13 protein-coding genes are annotated in these 16,360 nt (G+C 37.3%); 7 read left to right on the forward strand and 6 right to left on the reverse strand.

Annotation, left to right across the window (positions count from 1 at the left end; genetic code table 11):
- The first annotated feature begins 364 nt into the window (after window positions 1-364).
- The 6 genes from nirB (at window position 365) to I6F48_RS03055 (ending at window position 8,938) form a co-directional block, all read left to right on the forward strand.
- Window positions 365-2,938 carry a nitrite reductase large subunit NirB gene (gene nirB / locus I6F48_RS03030; protein WP_197118769.1) on the forward strand — a complete coding sequence of 858 codons (2,574 nt, stop codon included), beginning with the start codon at window positions 365-367 and terminating at the stop codon, window positions 2,936-2,938.
- On the forward strand, window positions 2,925-3,278 hold the full coding sequence (gene nirD, locus I6F48_RS03035; RefSeq protein WP_197118770.1) for a nitrite reductase small subunit NirD: 354 nt from the start codon (window positions 2,925-2,927) through the stop codon (window positions 3,276-3,278). Before nirB ends, nirD begins: the two co-directional genes overlap by 14 nt.
- A gap of 9 nt (window positions 3,279-3,287) precedes the next feature.
- Complete coding sequence (cobA, locus tag I6F48_RS03040) at window positions 3,288-4,151, forward strand: uroporphyrinogen-III C-methyltransferase (RefSeq protein WP_197118771.1); 864 nt, start codon at window positions 3,288-3,290, stop codon at window positions 4,149-4,151.
- A 274-nt stretch (window positions 4,152-4,425) separates the two neighbouring features.
- Complete coding sequence (locus I6F48_RS03045; protein ID WP_166420745.1) at window positions 4,426-5,688, forward strand: nitrate regulatory protein; 1,263 nt, start codon at window positions 4,426-4,428, stop codon at window positions 5,686-5,688.
- A gap of 279 nt (window positions 5,689-5,967) precedes the next feature.
- The gene (locus tag I6F48_RS03050; RefSeq protein WP_197118772.1) at window positions 5,968-7,161 is read left to right on the forward strand and encodes a sensor histidine kinase; all 1,194 of its coding nucleotides are present in this window, start codon (window positions 5,968-5,970) and stop codon (window positions 7,159-7,161) included.
- Window positions 7,162-7,219: 58 nt separating this feature from the next.
- Window positions 7,220-8,938 (forward strand): two-component system response regulator, encoded by a 1,719-nt coding sequence (locus tag I6F48_RS03055; RefSeq protein WP_197118773.1) that lies wholly within the window; start codon window positions 7,220-7,222, stop codon window positions 8,936-8,938.
- Between the two features lie 153 nt (window positions 8,939-9,091).
- Here I6F48_RS03055 and I6F48_RS03060 read toward each other — a convergent pair whose 3' ends face one another.
- The 3 genes from I6F48_RS03060 to I6F48_RS03070 all read right to left on the reverse strand — a co-directional run bounded on the left by I6F48_RS03060 (window position 9,092) and on the right by I6F48_RS03070 (window position 11,882).
- Window positions 9,092-9,541, reverse strand: coding sequence for a response regulator (locus I6F48_RS03060; protein ID WP_165721826.1), 450 nt, complete (start codon window positions 9,539-9,541; stop codon window positions 9,092-9,094).
- Window positions 9,538-10,992: a sensor histidine kinase gene (locus I6F48_RS03065; RefSeq protein WP_165742191.1), complete on the reverse strand. Its 1,455-nt coding sequence runs from the start codon at window positions 10,990-10,992 to the stop codon at window positions 9,538-9,540. Before I6F48_RS03065 ends, I6F48_RS03060 begins: the two co-directional genes overlap by 4 nt.
- A 452-nt stretch (window positions 10,993-11,444) precedes the next feature.
- Window positions 11,445-11,882, reverse strand: coding sequence for a PACE efflux transporter (locus tag I6F48_RS03070; RefSeq protein WP_197118774.1), 438 nt, complete (start codon window positions 11,880-11,882; stop codon window positions 11,445-11,447).
- Between the two features lie 392 nt (window positions 11,883-12,274).
- Here I6F48_RS03070 and I6F48_RS03075 point away from each other — a divergent pair, with 392 nt between their 5' ends.
- Window positions 12,275-13,180, forward strand: coding sequence for a LysR family transcriptional regulator (locus I6F48_RS03075; protein WP_197118775.1), 906 nt, complete (start codon window positions 12,275-12,277; stop codon window positions 13,178-13,180).
- Between the two features lie 16 nt (window positions 13,181-13,196).
- Here I6F48_RS03075 and I6F48_RS03080 read toward each other — a convergent pair whose 3' ends face one another.
- From I6F48_RS03080 to I6F48_RS03090, 3 genes are all read right to left on the reverse strand, one after another.
- Window positions 13,197-13,841 carry an MOSC domain-containing protein gene (locus I6F48_RS03080; protein ID WP_197118776.1) on the reverse strand — a complete coding sequence of 215 codons (645 nt, stop codon included), beginning with the start codon at window positions 13,839-13,841 and terminating at the stop codon, window positions 13,197-13,199.
- Between the two features lie 123 nt (window positions 13,842-13,964).
- Window positions 13,965-14,897 (reverse strand): alpha-E domain-containing protein, encoded by a 933-nt coding sequence (locus I6F48_RS03085; protein ID WP_007585221.1) that lies wholly within the window; start codon window positions 14,895-14,897, stop codon window positions 13,965-13,967.
- A gap of 1 nt (window position 14,898) precedes the next feature.
- Window positions 14,899-16,353, reverse strand: a complete 1,455-nt coding sequence (locus tag I6F48_RS03090) for a circularly permuted type 2 ATP-grasp protein (protein ID WP_197118777.1) — start codon at window positions 16,351-16,353, stop codon at window positions 14,899-14,901.
- Between the last annotated feature and the right edge of the window lie 7 nt (window positions 16,354-16,360).

Consider the following 16,360-nt stretch of genomic DNA (forward strand, 5'->3'; position numbering starts at 1 on the left):
GGTTAAATTTAACTCAATACACAATAAATGATAATGGGTGTTTTATTGACTGATAATGCACAAAACAATGACAATACTTGCACCCTATTAGTGCCAGGCGCGCACCAACATATAACAAAACTGGTTTTATCCTCACTCTAAAAACACATTAAATGCCTTTTAAACAATAAGTTATAAAACTGGCTGTGTTTTTGCAAACATTCTATTAACAAGCCCGTTTTACTTACGGCAAAAATTTAGGTTGTGAGCACACTAGCTATTAGCAACCATCGGCAAAGAAGCCCGCACACAGTTATGCATAATGCGTATTTGTGGCGGGCTTTTTTGTTAATTGTATTTAAACCGTCACTTTAAGGAATGCCCTATGCAAACCTCGCAAAAAATACTCATTATTGGTAATGGTATGGTCGGACACCACTTTGTTGAGCAAATGCGCCAAAGCGATGCCAACGCAGACATTACTGTACTTTGCGGAGAAGCAAATCTTGCATACGATCGCGTGTACTTATCAAGTGTATTTGATGGCAAAACAGCTGCCGATTTAGCACTTACCACCCACGACAACTACAAAACACTCAATATTAATGTGCATACAAGCCAGTGGGTTGAAGGCATTGATAGAACTGCAAAGGTAGTTACCACGCTAACGGGTGAACAATACCCGTACGACAAACTTATACTTGCAACCGGTTCCTTCCCATTTGTGCCGCCTATAAAAGGTAACGACCAACCCCATTGCTTGGTGTATCGCACATTAGAGGATTTAGAACAAATAAAAGCCAGTGCTGCAGTAAGTAAAAGCGGTGTTGTTATTGGTGGTGGTTTGTTGGGGCTTGAAGCCGCAAACGCGATTAAGCAACTAGGGCTTGATACCCACGTAGTTGAATTTGCGCCGCAGCTTATGGCTGTCCAGCTTGATGGACAAGGCGGTACGCTACTAAAAAATAAAATAGAAAAACTTGGCGTTACGGTACATACATCAAAAGCGACCAGCGAAATAGTAAAAGGTGAAACGAGCCGCTTTAGATTAAATTTTTCGGACGAAACATTTTTAGAAACAGACCTAATTTTATTCTCTGCCGGTATTCGCCCGTACGACCAACTCGGTAAAATTGCCGACTTAGAACTGGGTGAGCGCGGCGGTATTATTATTAATAACCAATGCCAAACATCTGATCCTGATATTTTAGCCATTGGCGAATGTGCCCTGTGGGACAAAAAACTATTTGGCTTAGTTGCACCGGGTTACAACATGGCACGCGTTGCAGCGAGCCAATTAAGTGGTGGCGAGCTTGAGTTTTTAGGTGCTGATATGAGCACAAAACTTAAGTTATTAGGCGTAGAAGTAGGCTCAATTGGCGACGCTCACGCAAAAACGCCAGACTGTAAAGAACTTATATACCAAGACGCTATTCGCGGTTGTTATAAAAAAATCATACTAAGTGAAAAAGGCGATAAATTACTGGGCGCTGTACTTGTTGGCGACACCAGCGATTACGATACATTACTACAGTACATGCTTAACGACATGGACTTACCCGAAAACCCTGAGTGCTTAATTTTGCCAGACAGTGGTGGCGCACCGTCGCTATCGGGCAGCGCCCTACCCGACACAGCCACTATTTGTTCGTGTCACAATGTGAGTAAAGGCGACATTGTAGGTGCAATTGATGGCGGCTCATGCGATTTAGCCTCGGTAAAGTCATGCACTAAAGCAGCAAGCGGCTGTGGCGGTTGTGCCGCGTTATTAAAATCAGTTGTTGATAACGAATTAGCAAGCCGTGGTGTTGAAGTTAACAACCATGTATGTGAGCACTTTGCGTATTCACGCCAAGAACTACTGCACATGGTAAAAGTAGAAAGCATTAAAAGCTTTGATGACTTACTAACTAAACACGGCAGCGGTCATGGCTGTGAAATATGTAAACCTGCCATTGGCTCTATTTTAGCCTCAACATGGAACGACTTTATTTTAGAGCCTGCCCATGTTGGCTTGCAAGACACTAACGATACTTACTTAGCAAATATGCAAAAAGATGGTTCGTACTCTGTAGTACCGCGTATTGCTGGTGGCGAAATAACCCCCGACAAACTCATTGTAATTGGACAAGTAGCCAAAGATTTTAACCTGTACTGCAAAGTAACGGGCGGTCAACGTATTGATTTATTTGGTGCGCGCTTAGAAGAGCTTCCTGTTATTTGGGAGCGACTGATCGAAGCCGGATTTGAGACCGGTCATGCTTATGGTAAGTCTCTCAGAACCGTTAAATCGTGTGTGGGTAGTACGTGGTGTCGTTATGGTGTGCAAGACAGCGTTGGACACGCAATAGAAATAGAAAACCGCTACAAAGGACTGCGTGCACCGCATAAATTTAAAATGGCGGTATCGGGTTGTACCCGAGAGTGCGCAGAAGCACAAAGTAAAGATATTGGCATTATAGCCACCGAAAACGGCTGGAACTTATACGTGTGTGGTAATGGCGGTATGCGCCCTCGACATGCTGATTTATTTGCGACCGATTTAGACACGCCAACACTAATTAAATACATTGACCGCGTAATTATGTTTTACATTAAAACGGCTGACAAATTACAGCGTACGTCGGTATGGATGGAAAACCTTGAAGGTGGTTTAGATTACCTTAAAAGCGTAGTCATTGACGACAGCTTAGGCATTTGCGACGAGCTAGAAGCGCAAATGGAATTAATTACACAAACCTACGCCTGTGAGTGGAAAAAAGCGATTGAAAGCCCAGATGCAGCCAAACGATTCCGCCAGTTTATTAATAGCCCTGAAACTGACGACAACATTTTATTTGTGCAAGAGCGTAACCAAATTCGCCCTGCTACAGAAGCCGAAAAACGTGAGCAACGTAATACACAAAACCGTATTCCAGTAATGGAAGTTGAAGAGGAGCAAGCTGATGTCTTGGCATAATATTGGAACAATCGACAACCTAGTGGCTAATAGCGGCGTATGCGCACTAGTTAATAATCAGCAAATTGCTATTTTTTACATTCCACAAAATCCAACGGCTGTGTTTGCCATTAGCAACTACGACCCTATTGGCAAAGCGAATGTATTATCGCGTGGCATTATTGGCTCAATCGACAATAAATTAGTTGTCGCCTCGCCTTTATATAAGCAACACTTTTGCCTAGAAACAGGCGAATGTTTAGAAGCAGAAGCAATACACTTACCGGTTTTTAATGCAAAAATTGAAGACGGTAGTGTATTTATAAGCTCTGAACCAAAAGTTACAACAGCTGTGGCTTAGGGGAATATTATGAGTGTACTGTCTTATTTTTCGGGTATTGAAAACGTGTGGTTAAATAAGCTTGTTACTAAACTAACAAGCTCAAATAGTCGCAGTGCTAAAAGTGGCAACGTTTATATAATTGGTGCAGGCCCAGGAGACGCAGAGCTAATTACAGTAAAAGCGCAACGTTTAATTAATACCGCCGATGTTGTTTTATACGATTGGTTAGTAAGTGATGATTTATTAAAAACGCTTCCTAAAAAAGCACAGCGAGTATTTGTAGGTAAACGTGCTGGTAAGCATTCGATGACCCAAGCTAACATTTGCGAACTACTGGTTAAATACGCGCAACAGGGCTTAAACGTAGTGCGTTTAAAAGGCGGCGATCCGAGTATATTTGCACGTATTAACGAAGAAGCTGATGCACTTACCAAGCATAATATTAATTTTGCTATTGTGCCAGGTGTTACAACGGCTTGTGCTACTTCCGCTTATACGGGTATTCCGCTTACAGCAAGAGACGTAGCGCGCAGTGTTACGTTTTTAACGGCGCAGTTTGCCGATCCTAACAAGCAGCCTCATTGGAAAAATTACGCGTTTATGCCTGGAAACAACAACCCCACTTTAGTGGTTTATATGGGGCTTTCGCGCTTACAAACGCTAAGCAACGGTTTACAATCAGTGGGCTGGCCAAGTAATACACCCATTGCACTAATCGAAAATGCCACTACTACTAAGCAAAAGGTAATTACCAGTACGCTTGAACTGATAGTAAATGAGCATGCTAAACACAACCTTCAAGGCCCTACCCTAATTATGATTGGTGAAGTGATAAATCATAAAATGGCAATTAGCCCTGAGTTATTAAACAGTATAAATGTTAACACATGATACAAAATGAATAATGCACTTTTCGCGCTTACTACCTCCCCAGGAGTAGGCGCTTTTTTTGTTTTTAATTTGGGTTCAAGTTGTGTGCAATAACATGCTTTAATGCACCAAATAAGTTAAAAGTAATGGTAAGTTAAATTATAGAAACACAGTGACAAACAAAAATAACACTTTAAGTAATTGTATTAGCTTGATTTTAAATTCAATGATGAAATTTATTAATGATTGGAACGGTGGTTGCACTTTAAAAACAAAAAAGTGTGGAATACTATCAATGGCGACAAACAATCCTCTCACAAAACAGTTTTTATTAGCGGCTAAATATCAAGAAATACACGCGCTAAAGCAATTACAAAACAGTTGTTCCTCGCTCACTAAGTTAGGCGATTTTGTACATCAGTTACAAAAAGAACGCGCAATGAGTAATATATTTTTGGCCTCAAATCGAGAGCGATTTAAAACCCAATTACAAGAACAAATCCCTTTAAGCAACAGCGCACAAACTGCATTTTATGATTCTCTTAAACAAACATTTATAAACGACAACGCCGATACGGGCCATACTCGGTTATTTAATTTAATTACCTACAGCTTACAAGCACTCGATGCATTACCGGTATTGCGCAAGCAAATAGCACAACAAAACATTAGTGCAGTACATGCTACGCAGTCGTTCACGCAGTTAATTGCTAGTTTACTCAATATTATTTTAGAGGCAGCAGATGGCGCAAGCGATCCTAAAATAACGCGTTTGTTAGTTGCCTTTTTTAATTTTATGCAAGGTAAAGAGTACGCAGGACAAGAGCGTGCCTGTGGCGCACAAGCATTTGCAGCAAGTAAATTTACCACTGAGCAAAAACAGCAGCTCGCGCACTTTGTACAAGAACAAAACCACAGCTTTGAATTTTTTAATGAATACGCCGATGAACACCTTTTAAAATGCTTTGCCACACTAACAACGCATCAGGTTAATAATCAGGTGGAGCAACTTAGAAGTTTACTGCAAAAGCTCGATGACGAGAATGCTCAACCGCTCTCACAACTGAGCGAAGTATGGTACGAAGTAACCACTACGCGCATAGATATAATGCACAAAATTGAACAAAATATAGCAGATCAATTAATTGATACCGCTGCAATGCAAATAGCCTGTGCTCAACGCAGCTTAAATACAAATAAGCAGGTACTTAACAATATGGCAGAGCAACACATAGCCCCTACTTTAGGCCAATTAGCCATTAAGCAACCAAAGCCAGAAGTAAGCCAAAACATAGCGGCCGATAAGCTCAATAGTAATAAAAGTATGTACGATTTAATTATCGAGCAAAGCCAGCATATTAAACAAATAAACCAAGCGTTACTTGACGCTAAAAAAGTGATTAGTGAGCAAAAGGTAATTCACCAAGCCAAGTACATACTTATTGAGCAGTTAAAGCTCACCGAAGAGCAAGCCCATAAACAGCTACAAAAACAAGCAATGGATACGCATAAAACCTTATTTAGCGTAGCGCAAACAATTATACAAATGAGCGATTAAATATGCTGTTTTTACTTGGGCATGTTGATCTTCAGTAAGAACACTACCCTACATAATACTTATTTATTCAGTTATAAATTTCACGCCCAGACTTAGTTTCGCCTTATTTTAAAATAGATTCATAAGCTACTGACTACAATAAGGTAAGGCTTTAATTTGGCATTAATTTATAAAGTGAATAATTCAACACATTCAAAATAATCAACTACAATAAGTTAATCATTTGTTGCATCTCATTTTGTTGAGGCGTATTTATTTAATAGTGTTGTAGGATTTTGAATGCCCAATGTAGAGAGTTATATCGCAGATGTATCATTAATTGATGAACAGCAATTAATTACGCCTGTTGATAATGGTATTCAAACAAGCTTAAAAAGCTTTGCTGAGCTAATTTTAACTATTTTTGATGCCACCGCATTTTCTATTGTTGCTAACCTCCCTGAACGTTCCGTTGAGCTATATAAATCAGGTTCAAAAATAACAGTCGATAAAGAGCAACTATCTGATGACGTTTTTAATGAATCGATTATCGAACATGATCCTAAAATATTTAGAGTGGTATCACCTATTATTTTGCCCTCAAACCTTAAATTTGGGTGGTTTATATTTGACCGACCAAGTAATTCGCGACTTACCGAAAAAGAAAAGTTAATCTTAAATAGTTTACAAAAAAACTTTGTAAATCAGTTAGTCCAACAAAAAGAATTATTAGAAAAATTAAACAGTGCTAAGTTTCACTCAACAATTTGTGAGCTAAAAAAAGAAGACGAAACTGAAAAAGATCGCCTAATTAAAAAATTACAAAAAGTGAGCGATGAACTTGATGAATTTATCAGCATTGCTTCACACGATCTCAAGTCACCATTAAATGCTATAAAACGTTTATTAGAGTGGATTTATGATGACTGTAAAAATTTACTCCCTCAAGAGCACCTAGAAAACTTTCAGCTTGTGCTCAGCCGGGCTAATAGAATGCAAGTACTGCTAGAAGATTTACTAAGCTACTCGAGAATAAATAGCTGTGATTCAACGCGTGCAAGCATATCTTTAGAAAGTATTTACCAAGATATAGAACAAATTTTAGAAGTTCCAAAAACTGTCACTGTTGATATACACGCCAATAACGAAGTACTCGATATACCGCTACTCCCTTTTAAAACTGTTTTTCAAAATCTTATTAGTAATGCAATAAAACATAACAATAAAGAGCACCCGATTATCGATATTTCACTTATCCCCTCTAATCAATATTACATTATTGAGATAACAGATAATGGGCCTGGAATTGACCCTAAATATTTTTCACTCATATTTAAGTTATTTCAGACATTGCAATCTCGAGATGATGTTGAAGGGAGCGGCATTGGACTCTGTATTGCCAATAAGCTCATTATTAATTATGGGGGCAAAATTGAAGTAGCCTCCGATGGGAAACTTGGCAGTACATTCACTATTTATTGGCCCAAAGTTTAACTATGAAATTATCAATTATAAACGAGCATCATGTAGATGCTGCTCTTAGAAGGAACTTATGAATATTTTAATTGTTGATGATGACTTAGTTGATCGCAAATTAATTAAAAAAATGCTTATTTCTGATGGCTCTCATCATCATGACATTACCGAGGTAACGTGCGTATCCGAGGGCTTGAAAGCCATTGAAGACACGCACTTTGATATAATACTACTCGATTATAATATGCCTAAAGAAGATGGCATTGAAATGCTAATTGAAATGCGTGCAAAGCCTAAACTCGGTAACACCGCAATTATCATGATTAGTTCCTCAGAGAACTCAGCTTTGGCTATTGAGTGTATAGAAGCCGGCGCTCAAGACTTTTTACCAAAAGGTGATATAACGAGGGATAGTTTAAATAAAGCGCTTATATATGCCAAAAAACGCTTCGAGGCAGAACAACGTATGCACAACAGTTATCTTGCTGTAAAGCATATGGCAGAAAGGGATCAGCTTACTGGTTTGTCTAATCGATATCATTTTGAAGAAATACTAAAAGTAATGATAGCTAACAATAAACGTGCTAAAAACTGCGTGGCGTTACTTGCTTTAGATTTAGATAACTTCAAAAATATTAATGATACGCTTGGGCATAGTGTCGGCGACGAAATTTTAATACAAACAGTAGAAAGGATTCATAGTTGCCTGAGGAAAAACGAAGGATTTGCACGCTTAGGAGGCGATGAATTTGCAGTTATAATAGGTGGGATTTGCAACATTAATCAAATAGGTATGATAGCAAATAGAATTTTAGCTGAAGTTTCTAAACCCTTTTTACATGAAGGTAGAACTTTAAATTGCAGTGTTAGCATTGGAAGCGCCATATACCCAAATGATGCTACTGAATCTCATGAACTGCTAAAATGTGCTGATATTGCAATGTATCGCTCAAAGCAAAGTGGTAAAAGTAGAATAAGCTTTTACAAACAGCAATATCAATATGAATTTAGTCGTCGGGTAGATATTCAAAATAGTATAAAAGAGCATATAGAGGAAAAAAACTTTAGGCTATTTTATCAACCTGTTTATTGTTCAAAAACACAAATAATGACAGGTGTCGAAGCCCTGATCCGTTGGCCAGATACAACCGTTAATTATACCCCCGATGAGTTTATTCCTATTGCTGAAGAGTGCCGATTAATAGCCCCCCTTGGAAAATGGATAATTGCGAGCGCTTTAAAGCAGTTATCTTTGTGGCAGAAAGACTATCAAACGCCGTTAACTCTATCTATTAATATTTCACCGATACAGCTGCAAAGAGAAGTTTTACAAACGTATCTATTAGAGACGGTCGAAAAATACAATTTAAAAACCAGTAGTATTATTCTCGAAATAACAGAAACAGCTTTTATGGAAAACAGTAAAGAAGTGATTGAGATATTAACTTCTTTGTCTAATAAAGGGTTTAGAATTGCTTTGGACGATTTTGGTATGGGTTATTCATCCATATCTCACCTTATTTCCTACCCTATTGATATAGTAAAATTAGACAAAAGCATGCAATCGTTAGGTGGAGAAAATAATAAGCGATTAAAAATAATCGAGAGCTTATCTTTAATGCTGAAGAAACTAGATTTTTCTGTGGTAGCTGAAGGAATCGAAACTGAAACCCAGCATCAGCTGTGTAAAAAATTAAATATAGACTACCTGCAAGGTTTTCTCTTTTCAAAGCCTATGCCTGTAAACGAAATTAATTTGCTGCTCGATGACTATAGTAAAAAAATAAGCCTTTAATAAATAGGTTATTTTGAGCCTTTGTAAAATTGAAGCTTAAATCAAACATCTGTGTAACCTTAAGCTAAAAACCTTTGGTTTGTGTCATATACTCAAACTAAAGGCTCTCCAATTGGCACAGCCTAGCGGATTAAAACTTAAAACACATGCAAATCAGCTGTGTTTTTTCAAATGCTGACCGATGACAGCCAATACTTTTTCTTTTAACTCTGCTGCCTGAAAACTTCCTTTTACAAGGTAACCTTTAACAAAATCGTGTGACATTATAATCTTTTTTTCTTCTTCTCTTTCTGATGAGCTAAACATCATAACCACACACGAGCTGATTTCTATCATCTTTCTTAGTTTAGAAAATTCCTCTAAAAATTGGATCCCATTAACTCTTGGCATATTAATGTCTAAAAATATAAGTATTGGAGGAAATCCATCAGGGTATTCTTTTCTGTTAGCTTCATAATTCTCTAAAAATTCTAATGCTTCCTGGCCATCTTTTTTTTCAAAAATTGTAAGATCTAATTCAGCCTCTTTAATTAATCTTTTAAGAATATACCGGTCAACTTCATTGTCATCGACAATTAATATAGGGGGTTTAATTTTTGTCATGTTAGCTTATCCATTGGTATTATTATTTTAAACGTCGTACCTTCATCAGAGCTTTGCAGTGATACTTCACCATTTAAATACTCAATATGTTTTTTAACCAGCGCCATCCCTAAACCAGACCCCGTACTTGTCTGTGCATGAAATCGCTTAAACATATCAAACACTTCACTTTGATGCTTTTGTGGTATTCCCATTCCGTTATCTGTAACAGTAATAAAAAACGTCTCTTGCTCATTAAAAATATCACAGCGGACATAAGGCGAGTCTTTATTTCTGTCGTAATACTTCAACCCATTTGATATCAAATTTTCAATAATTTGAGCAAAACGCGCTTTTTCCGACCTTATAGGTACTGATAGATTAATTGTTGTTTCGAGCGTACAAGGATTATCTTTCATGAGCCAAGACAGTCGTTCTTTCATATCAATAATTAACTGATTAAAGTCAATTACATCTTTATCCTCATTACCAATATCAGCTTTGGCTAACAATAAAATATCAACAACAAGTGTTTCTAACTTTTCCATTTGTTGATAAATAACCAGTGCATTTCGGCTTGCCTCCTCTGTGTCTCCCGCTTTTATATCTTCGATAACAAAATGCGCTAAGGATTTAGCCCCTGACAGCGGTGACTTCAGGTCATGGGAAGCCCGATAAGCAAACTGGGCAAGCTCATCATTTGCTTGCTGCAGGGAAGCTGTCTGGCTGTTTATAATCTCTTTGAGTTCAATACTGTTTTCAATATTTAAAAGATCATTTTTAATTCGCTGTCTAGCCGCGATAACGAGTGCTTTTAATTCACCCGACGTTTTTATATCAAGTTCATCGTCTAGATTAATATTGCTTTCGGGCTTACTTGATAAAAGTAGAGTAAGATTTCGAATAGAGCTCGATATTGTGCGAGAAAGATAACTTATAAAAAGAATATTAAAAAAAGATATGATTATAACAAGTGGAATTAACGTCATTAGTATAAACGATACTGTTTTTCTAATTGGTTCCTCAAACAGCTCCGTGTTTTTATTAAAGCCACTTAGCGAAGTATTAAGATTTAGTAAAAAAGCGTCTCTACTAAGTTCCCCCTTTTTATACTGATTAACTGACAATAAGGCTTTATCAGCAATTTCAATATCGTTTTCACAGATTGTTAATGTATGATCTGTGTTAATAACTTTCATAACAGCATAATTTAACGGGTTTATTTGTTCAATACATTCAATCGGTTGCTGCCTAATTAACAATATATCCGACTCAATGGTATTTATATCTATGGGGATATCATTTTCTATTTTTTTAACTGACTTGGTAAGTTGATGTGTATACTTTAAATGAAGAAAGTTAAGTTGATGAAACTTAGCTCCTTTAGCTATTTCAAAAGCTGAGTAGACAGTAATACTTATCTCTGCTGCAGTTAATATTACAATAAGCATCAGTTTTCTTGAGATATTCATATACGACACCTATTTTAGCTACTAACCCAAAAATTTTTAAATAACACTATAATAATTATAGTATTTATAACCTTAGGTATAGCAGATTTTATCTTTTTTACTAGCTCCTCTATAAATAATACCAACCTGCATAAATCTTTGATCAATTTACCGAATTAAATTGCACTATAACGTCGTTAAAAATTTTTTATTTAGAACAACTAGATACAAAAATTTTTGCCTAGTTCTAGTGTAATTTCCTTAACGTTAAATAGACCCCATACATAAGCAGATTGGTATAACAATTGATATTTAGCTTTATTCACTTTTAATAAAAAGATCCTTTATTAGTTTTTTGCCACTATAAAGCAAACTTGGGTAATATTACGCCTCTAAAAGTTCTGGTGCATTGGCAAATACACCAGCAGCTAAATACAAAACTTTGTTAAGTCATCCCATATTTAAAAAGTGTATTAACATGCAGCATTTTTTGAATGAAAAATATAGGCTCGTGTGTGGTCGTACACTAGGTTAAAAGTAAAAGCGTAAAGGGTTATAAAAAAAGTTACGCCAATATCCATTATTAATGCTTCCCATAAGCCTACTTTTAAAATGATTGCCATCACGGGAATAGTAAAAACAAGTAACCCGCCTTGAAATAAAAGCACGTGAAAAATACGGAATAATACAGAACGTTGCTCTTTTGCACCAGTAGCTACTTTGTCAAAACACCAGTTGAAAATAAAGTTCCAACACATAGCAATTGTGGCAACAATTACCATAGTGCCCGATAAAGCCCCTATTGCATGATCTGTAAATAGTGCTAAACCTAAAATTGATAATGACACGGCTAAAATCTCAAACAAAACTGCCTGAAATACTCGCTCTGTTGCTCCCATTTTCTCTGTCATAATGTTCTCTTTTATCTATTAATATTTAAGTGTAGTGATAATGACAGATTTATTTAATTACAAAAGTTAGCAACTATCACCTATAGTGATAAGATGAATATATAGTTCTAGGGCGTGTTGATCATTGGTGGGTGAATTTGCAGCAGTATGTTTGGTTTTTAGGCAAGGCAGAGCCTATATAGTGTGGTTATTCCCCATAAATAGGTGATAACGCAGCATAAAGACCAAACATGCGCTGCCCTTTGGGTTCTTTCTAGGGGCGATTAACTCTTTGTTGCTCGGCTTTTACTTAGCCCACTAGGTTACAAACCTCGCGCCGTGATTTAATCGCCCCTAGATTGAACAAATTTCAATCCACAAAGATCAACACGCCCTAGATAAAGTAGAATAAAATGTACAGTTTAGAGCAACTAAAAATATTTGTAAGCGTAGTAGAAACCGGCTCTTTTTCAGCAACAGCGCGAAAGTTAAAGCGTGCGCAGTCGGGTATTAGCCAAGCTATTTCTAATCTTGAAATCGCAATAGATCAAACATTGTTTGACCGCAATAAAAACACTCCCACTTTAACAAAAAGTGGAAAAACCTTGCTACCGGTGGCTTATTCAATACTGCAACAACAAATTTATTTCGATCAAAAGGTTGAGTCTCTTGCTAAAAACAACGAGCAAGACGTAGTAATTGCGATTGACGAAAGCATAAGTAATCACGGAATTTTAAAAATAATAGCCCCCCTTGCACAGCAATATCCTATTACAAACTTTGAATTAATATCGGCTACTACGTTTGATGTAGAAGAACTTGTAAAAATAGGTAAAGCACAAATAGGCATCATTTATAGTGATGGTGAATTAAAGGTAGATATGGACTTTTTTTTGCTAGGCCAAGCTCGATTTTTGACGATTGCGTCACCGCAACATGCGCTTGCCAAACTTAATAAAGTAAATAGCAGTGACTTAAAAGCACATAGGCAATGTGCTCACCGTAGCCTTAATCAATCAGAGTTATGGTTTAGCTATGCTATAAGCGCTAAGGTTTGGTACGCCAATACTCATCAAACACTCATAGATTTGGTAACACAAAATGTGGGCTGGGCGTTGGTGCCTGAGTTGGCAATAAAACAACAACTTAAACAAGGTGGCCTTGTTGCCCTACCCGTAACACATGAGCAAGGCGGTTGGCTAACGCCTATTGGTTGCGTGGTATCAAGAAGTAAACCGGCAGGCCCAGTTACTGAAAGTTTACTAACCCTTTTACAGCAACATTTTTTAAAAGAAGGTGATTGGAAAGCTAAAGTTTAACAACACTCACACGGCGTTATATTGCGAGCTTCTTTTTAATCTTAGTTTGCCACTCAAGCGCAAGCTCGGGTAGTTCAAGTGCTGCGAGTAAAACGCTTTCATAACCTGGGTATTGTTTATCAAAAAACGCCTGGAACAACGTTTTTACTGAAATGTTATGCGTCGCTTTATGCTCAATAGTGACTGCATCCCCCGTTTTAGCTATACCTGGCTCTTGCACTCTAAAGTAAACACCGGTGTGATAATACTGAGTAAACAGTTTTAAGCTTTGTTTATTATTAAGTGCAATAGCCAATTTAAAGCACGGCACACGAGGCTGACTTACTTCAAGCAGTGCAGTACCCATTCGAATTTGGTCGCCTATATGTATATTCGTTTCATCGAGGTCAGAAATAGTGAAGTTTTCACCAAATATGCCGCTACTTAAGTTTTCGTTTTCAAGAGTCTTCTGCCAGTACTCATAATGATTGTGCGAAAAAGCATATACTGCTTTATCTACCCCGCCGTGGTTAATTAAATCAGCTTGCTCGTCACCTATTATATTTAGCTTTTCAATCGCTACAGGTTCGTTAGTTGGGGTTTTGAATATTCCTGTTCTCACCTCTTTATCATTATGAATAAGAGTTTTAATTTTAGAGATATTAGTCGAGATGATTTTCATTGCGATACCAACGGATGAGGAAGTAGTGATTAATTATGCAGGTTTTAAAATTATTATAAATAAATTTAAGCAAAAAAATGACCGCTCAAAACTAAGCAGTCATTTCACAATATACAGTTTTTATTATTCTGCTTGTTTTAAAAAATACGTCTCAGCTAATCCATTATGTATTCCGGCTAAGTCTATTTGTATTTCATCGATAAAGTCATGCAACAGACCATTTTTAAGTACTCGTACGTCTTTATTTTCTAACTCAACAATTGCATCATCAATTGATTTAATAATTTCTGTTGAGTTTGGCAAAGGTAAAACCAATGCTTTTAATTCATTCATACAAAATAAAATAGATCGTGGGAATACTTTGCTGTGCATCACAAATTCTATTACATCAGCACGCTGTACTCTAACGCCCATTTCTTGGCGATACATTTGATAAGCACTTAATGAGCGCAATAAGCTGATCCACTGAATATTATCAAATGGCTTCACTTCTTCTTCATTAGTAATTAACGTAGCTGAGCGAATATCTAAAATTCGCGATGTCATGTCTGCGCGCTCTATAATCGAACCAAAGCGGATAAAAACATAGCCCTGATCATGATTAATTGTGGCATCTAACGCCCCAAATATTTGATGGGCTGAATCTATAATCTTTTTTAAATAATCAAAACGTCCGCGCTTTGTTATCCCTTCTTTTTGATTATCTTTTACATAATAATAAAGAGAGTTAATTTCTTCCCATACATCTCGAGGAATTACATCGCGGATTGTACGCGCGCTTTCTCGTGCCGAAGTAATAGAGTTTAAAATTGACGAGCTATTATCGCTACCAACAAGTAAATACCTTAATGCTTTTTGTTCAGTAAAATCAGTATGGTTTTCTGAATACGCTTTACGCACACCAATAATATCAATTAATGGCTCCCAGCCGGTACATACGCCTTTGGGTAAGTCCATCATCAGTAAATTGTTAACGTTGATTAAACGAGCCACATTTTCCGCACGCTCAATGTATCGAGATACCCAATATAAAGTTTCGCCTACTCTTGATAACATATTATTTAGCCTCTTCGTCAACAATCCAAGTATCTTTACTGCCACCACCTTGCGATGAATTAACCACCAAAGAGCCTTTAACCATAGCAACACGCGTTAATCCACCAGTGGTAACTTGCGTATCTTTACCTGATGATAAAATAAACGGTCTTAAATCGGTATGTCGACCATCTGGTTTATTACCATCAAATGTTGGTACTGTTGATAAATCTAATGTTGGTTGAGCTACCCAGTTTCGTGGGTCCGCTTTAATTTGAGCAATACACGCTTCTTGTTCTTTTTTAGTCGATTTAGGACCAATTAATAATCCATATCCGCCAGATTCATTTGCTGGTTTAACAACAAGCTTATCGATATTTTTAATCACATGGTCGCATTCTTTCGGGTCTAAACATTTGAACGTTGGGACATTAGCCAGTTTAGCTTCCTCGCCTAAGTAGTACTTAATCATCTCAGGTACATAGGCGTAAACTACTTTGTCATCAGCAACACCTGCGCCTGGTGCATTAACCAAAGCAACATTACCTTTAGACCAAGCACGCATTAATCCAGGAACGCCAAGTTGGGATTCTGGTAAAAAGGCTTCTGGGTCTAAAAACAAATCATCTATACGACGATAAATAACATCAACTCGTTGTAGCCCTGTGATTGTTCTCATGTATACACAGTCATCTTTTTCAACAACTAAATCGCGCCCTTCTACCAGTTCGCAACCCATTTCTTGGGCAAGGTAACAATGCTCAAAATAAGCGGAGTTAAACACCCCAGGAGTAAGTACTACGACTTCTGGTTTATCTTGTGGACGAGGCGACATTGCCGCTAGCATATCAAATAATTGTGAAGGGTAATCATCAACAGGTAAAATCGACACTTGCTCAAATAATTCAGGGAATACACGCTTCATTACAGAGCGATTTTCAAGCATATAAGATACACCAGAAGGAACACGCAGGTTATCCTCAAGCACATACATTGTACCGCTGCCATCGCGTACTAAATCTGAGCCACAAATATGCGCCCATATTTTATTTGGCGGGTTTATTCCCACGCATTGCTGGCGAAAGTTAACTGATTTTTCTAGTAATCCTTTTGGAAAAACACCATCTTTTATTATTTTTTGGTCGTGGTATAAATCATCTATAAAAAGGTTAAGCGCTTCAACACGTTGCTTTAAACCAACCTCTACGCTTTGCCATTCTTTTTTACCAATAGTTCGAGGGATAATATCAAACGGCCAGGCTCTATCAATCATATTACCTTCGTTGTAAACCGTGAAAGTAATACCCATTTCTTTAATAGCTAAATCAGCAACCGCTCTGGCTTTTACTAATTCTTCGCCCGATAAATTAGCAAAAAATTGTGCTAATTGTGTTCCATGCGATCTAATGTTTCCTTGTGCATCAATTAATTCATCAAAGAAACCTTTTGTTTGGTACGCTTTCCAATCAATTTTCATACACTCT

The sequence above is a fragment of the Pseudoalteromonas sp. SWYJ118 genome, from assembly GCF_015864505.1.
Lineage (GTDB): Bacteria > Pseudomonadota > Gammaproteobacteria > Enterobacterales > Alteromonadaceae > Pseudoalteromonas > Pseudoalteromonas arctica.

What these genes read in the sequence shown, in the direction of transcription:
- nirB (WP_197118769.1), top strand. Translation starts at nt 365, where the DNA reads ATGCAAACCTCGCAAAAAATACTCATTATTGGTAATGGTATGGTCGGA.
- nirD (WP_197118770.1), top strand. Translation starts at nt 2,925, where the DNA reads ATGTCTTGGCATAATATTGGAACAATCGACAACCTAGTGGCTAATAGC.
- cobA (WP_197118771.1), top strand. Translation starts at nt 3,288, where the DNA reads ATGAGTGTACTGTCTTATTTTTCGGGTATTGAAAACGTGTGGTTAAAT.
- I6F48_RS03045 (WP_166420745.1), top strand. Translation starts at nt 4,426, where the DNA reads ATGGCGACAAACAATCCTCTCACAAAACAGTTTTTATTAGCGGCTAAA.
- I6F48_RS03050 (WP_197118772.1), top strand. Translation starts at nt 5,968, where the DNA reads ATGCCCAATGTAGAGAGTTATATCGCAGATGTATCATTAATTGATGAA.
- I6F48_RS03055 (WP_197118773.1), top strand. Translation starts at nt 7,220, where the DNA reads ATGAATATTTTAATTGTTGATGATGACTTAGTTGATCGCAAATTAATT.
- I6F48_RS03060 (WP_165721826.1), bottom strand. Translation starts at nt 9,541, where the DNA reads ATGACAAAAATTAAACCCCCTATATTAATTGTCGATGACAATGAAGTT.
- I6F48_RS03065 (WP_165742191.1), bottom strand. Translation starts at nt 10,992, where the DNA reads ATGAATATCTCAAGAAAACTGATGCTTATTGTAATATTAACTGCAGCA.
- I6F48_RS03070 (WP_197118774.1), bottom strand. Translation starts at nt 11,882, where the DNA reads ATGACAGAGAAAATGGGAGCAACAGAGCGAGTATTTCAGGCAGTTTTG.
- I6F48_RS03075 (WP_197118775.1), top strand. Translation starts at nt 12,275, where the DNA reads ATGTACAGTTTAGAGCAACTAAAAATATTTGTAAGCGTAGTAGAAACC.
- I6F48_RS03080 (WP_197118776.1), bottom strand. Translation starts at nt 13,841, where the DNA reads ATGAAAATCATCTCGACTAATATCTCTAAAATTAAAACTCTTATTCAT.
- I6F48_RS03085 (WP_007585221.1), bottom strand. Translation starts at nt 14,897, where the DNA reads ATGTTATCAAGAGTAGGCGAAACTTTATATTGGGTATCTCGATACATT.
- I6F48_RS03090 (WP_197118777.1), bottom strand. Translation starts at nt 16,353, where the DNA reads ATGAAAATTGATTGGAAAGCGTACCAAACAAAAGGTTTCTTTGATGAA.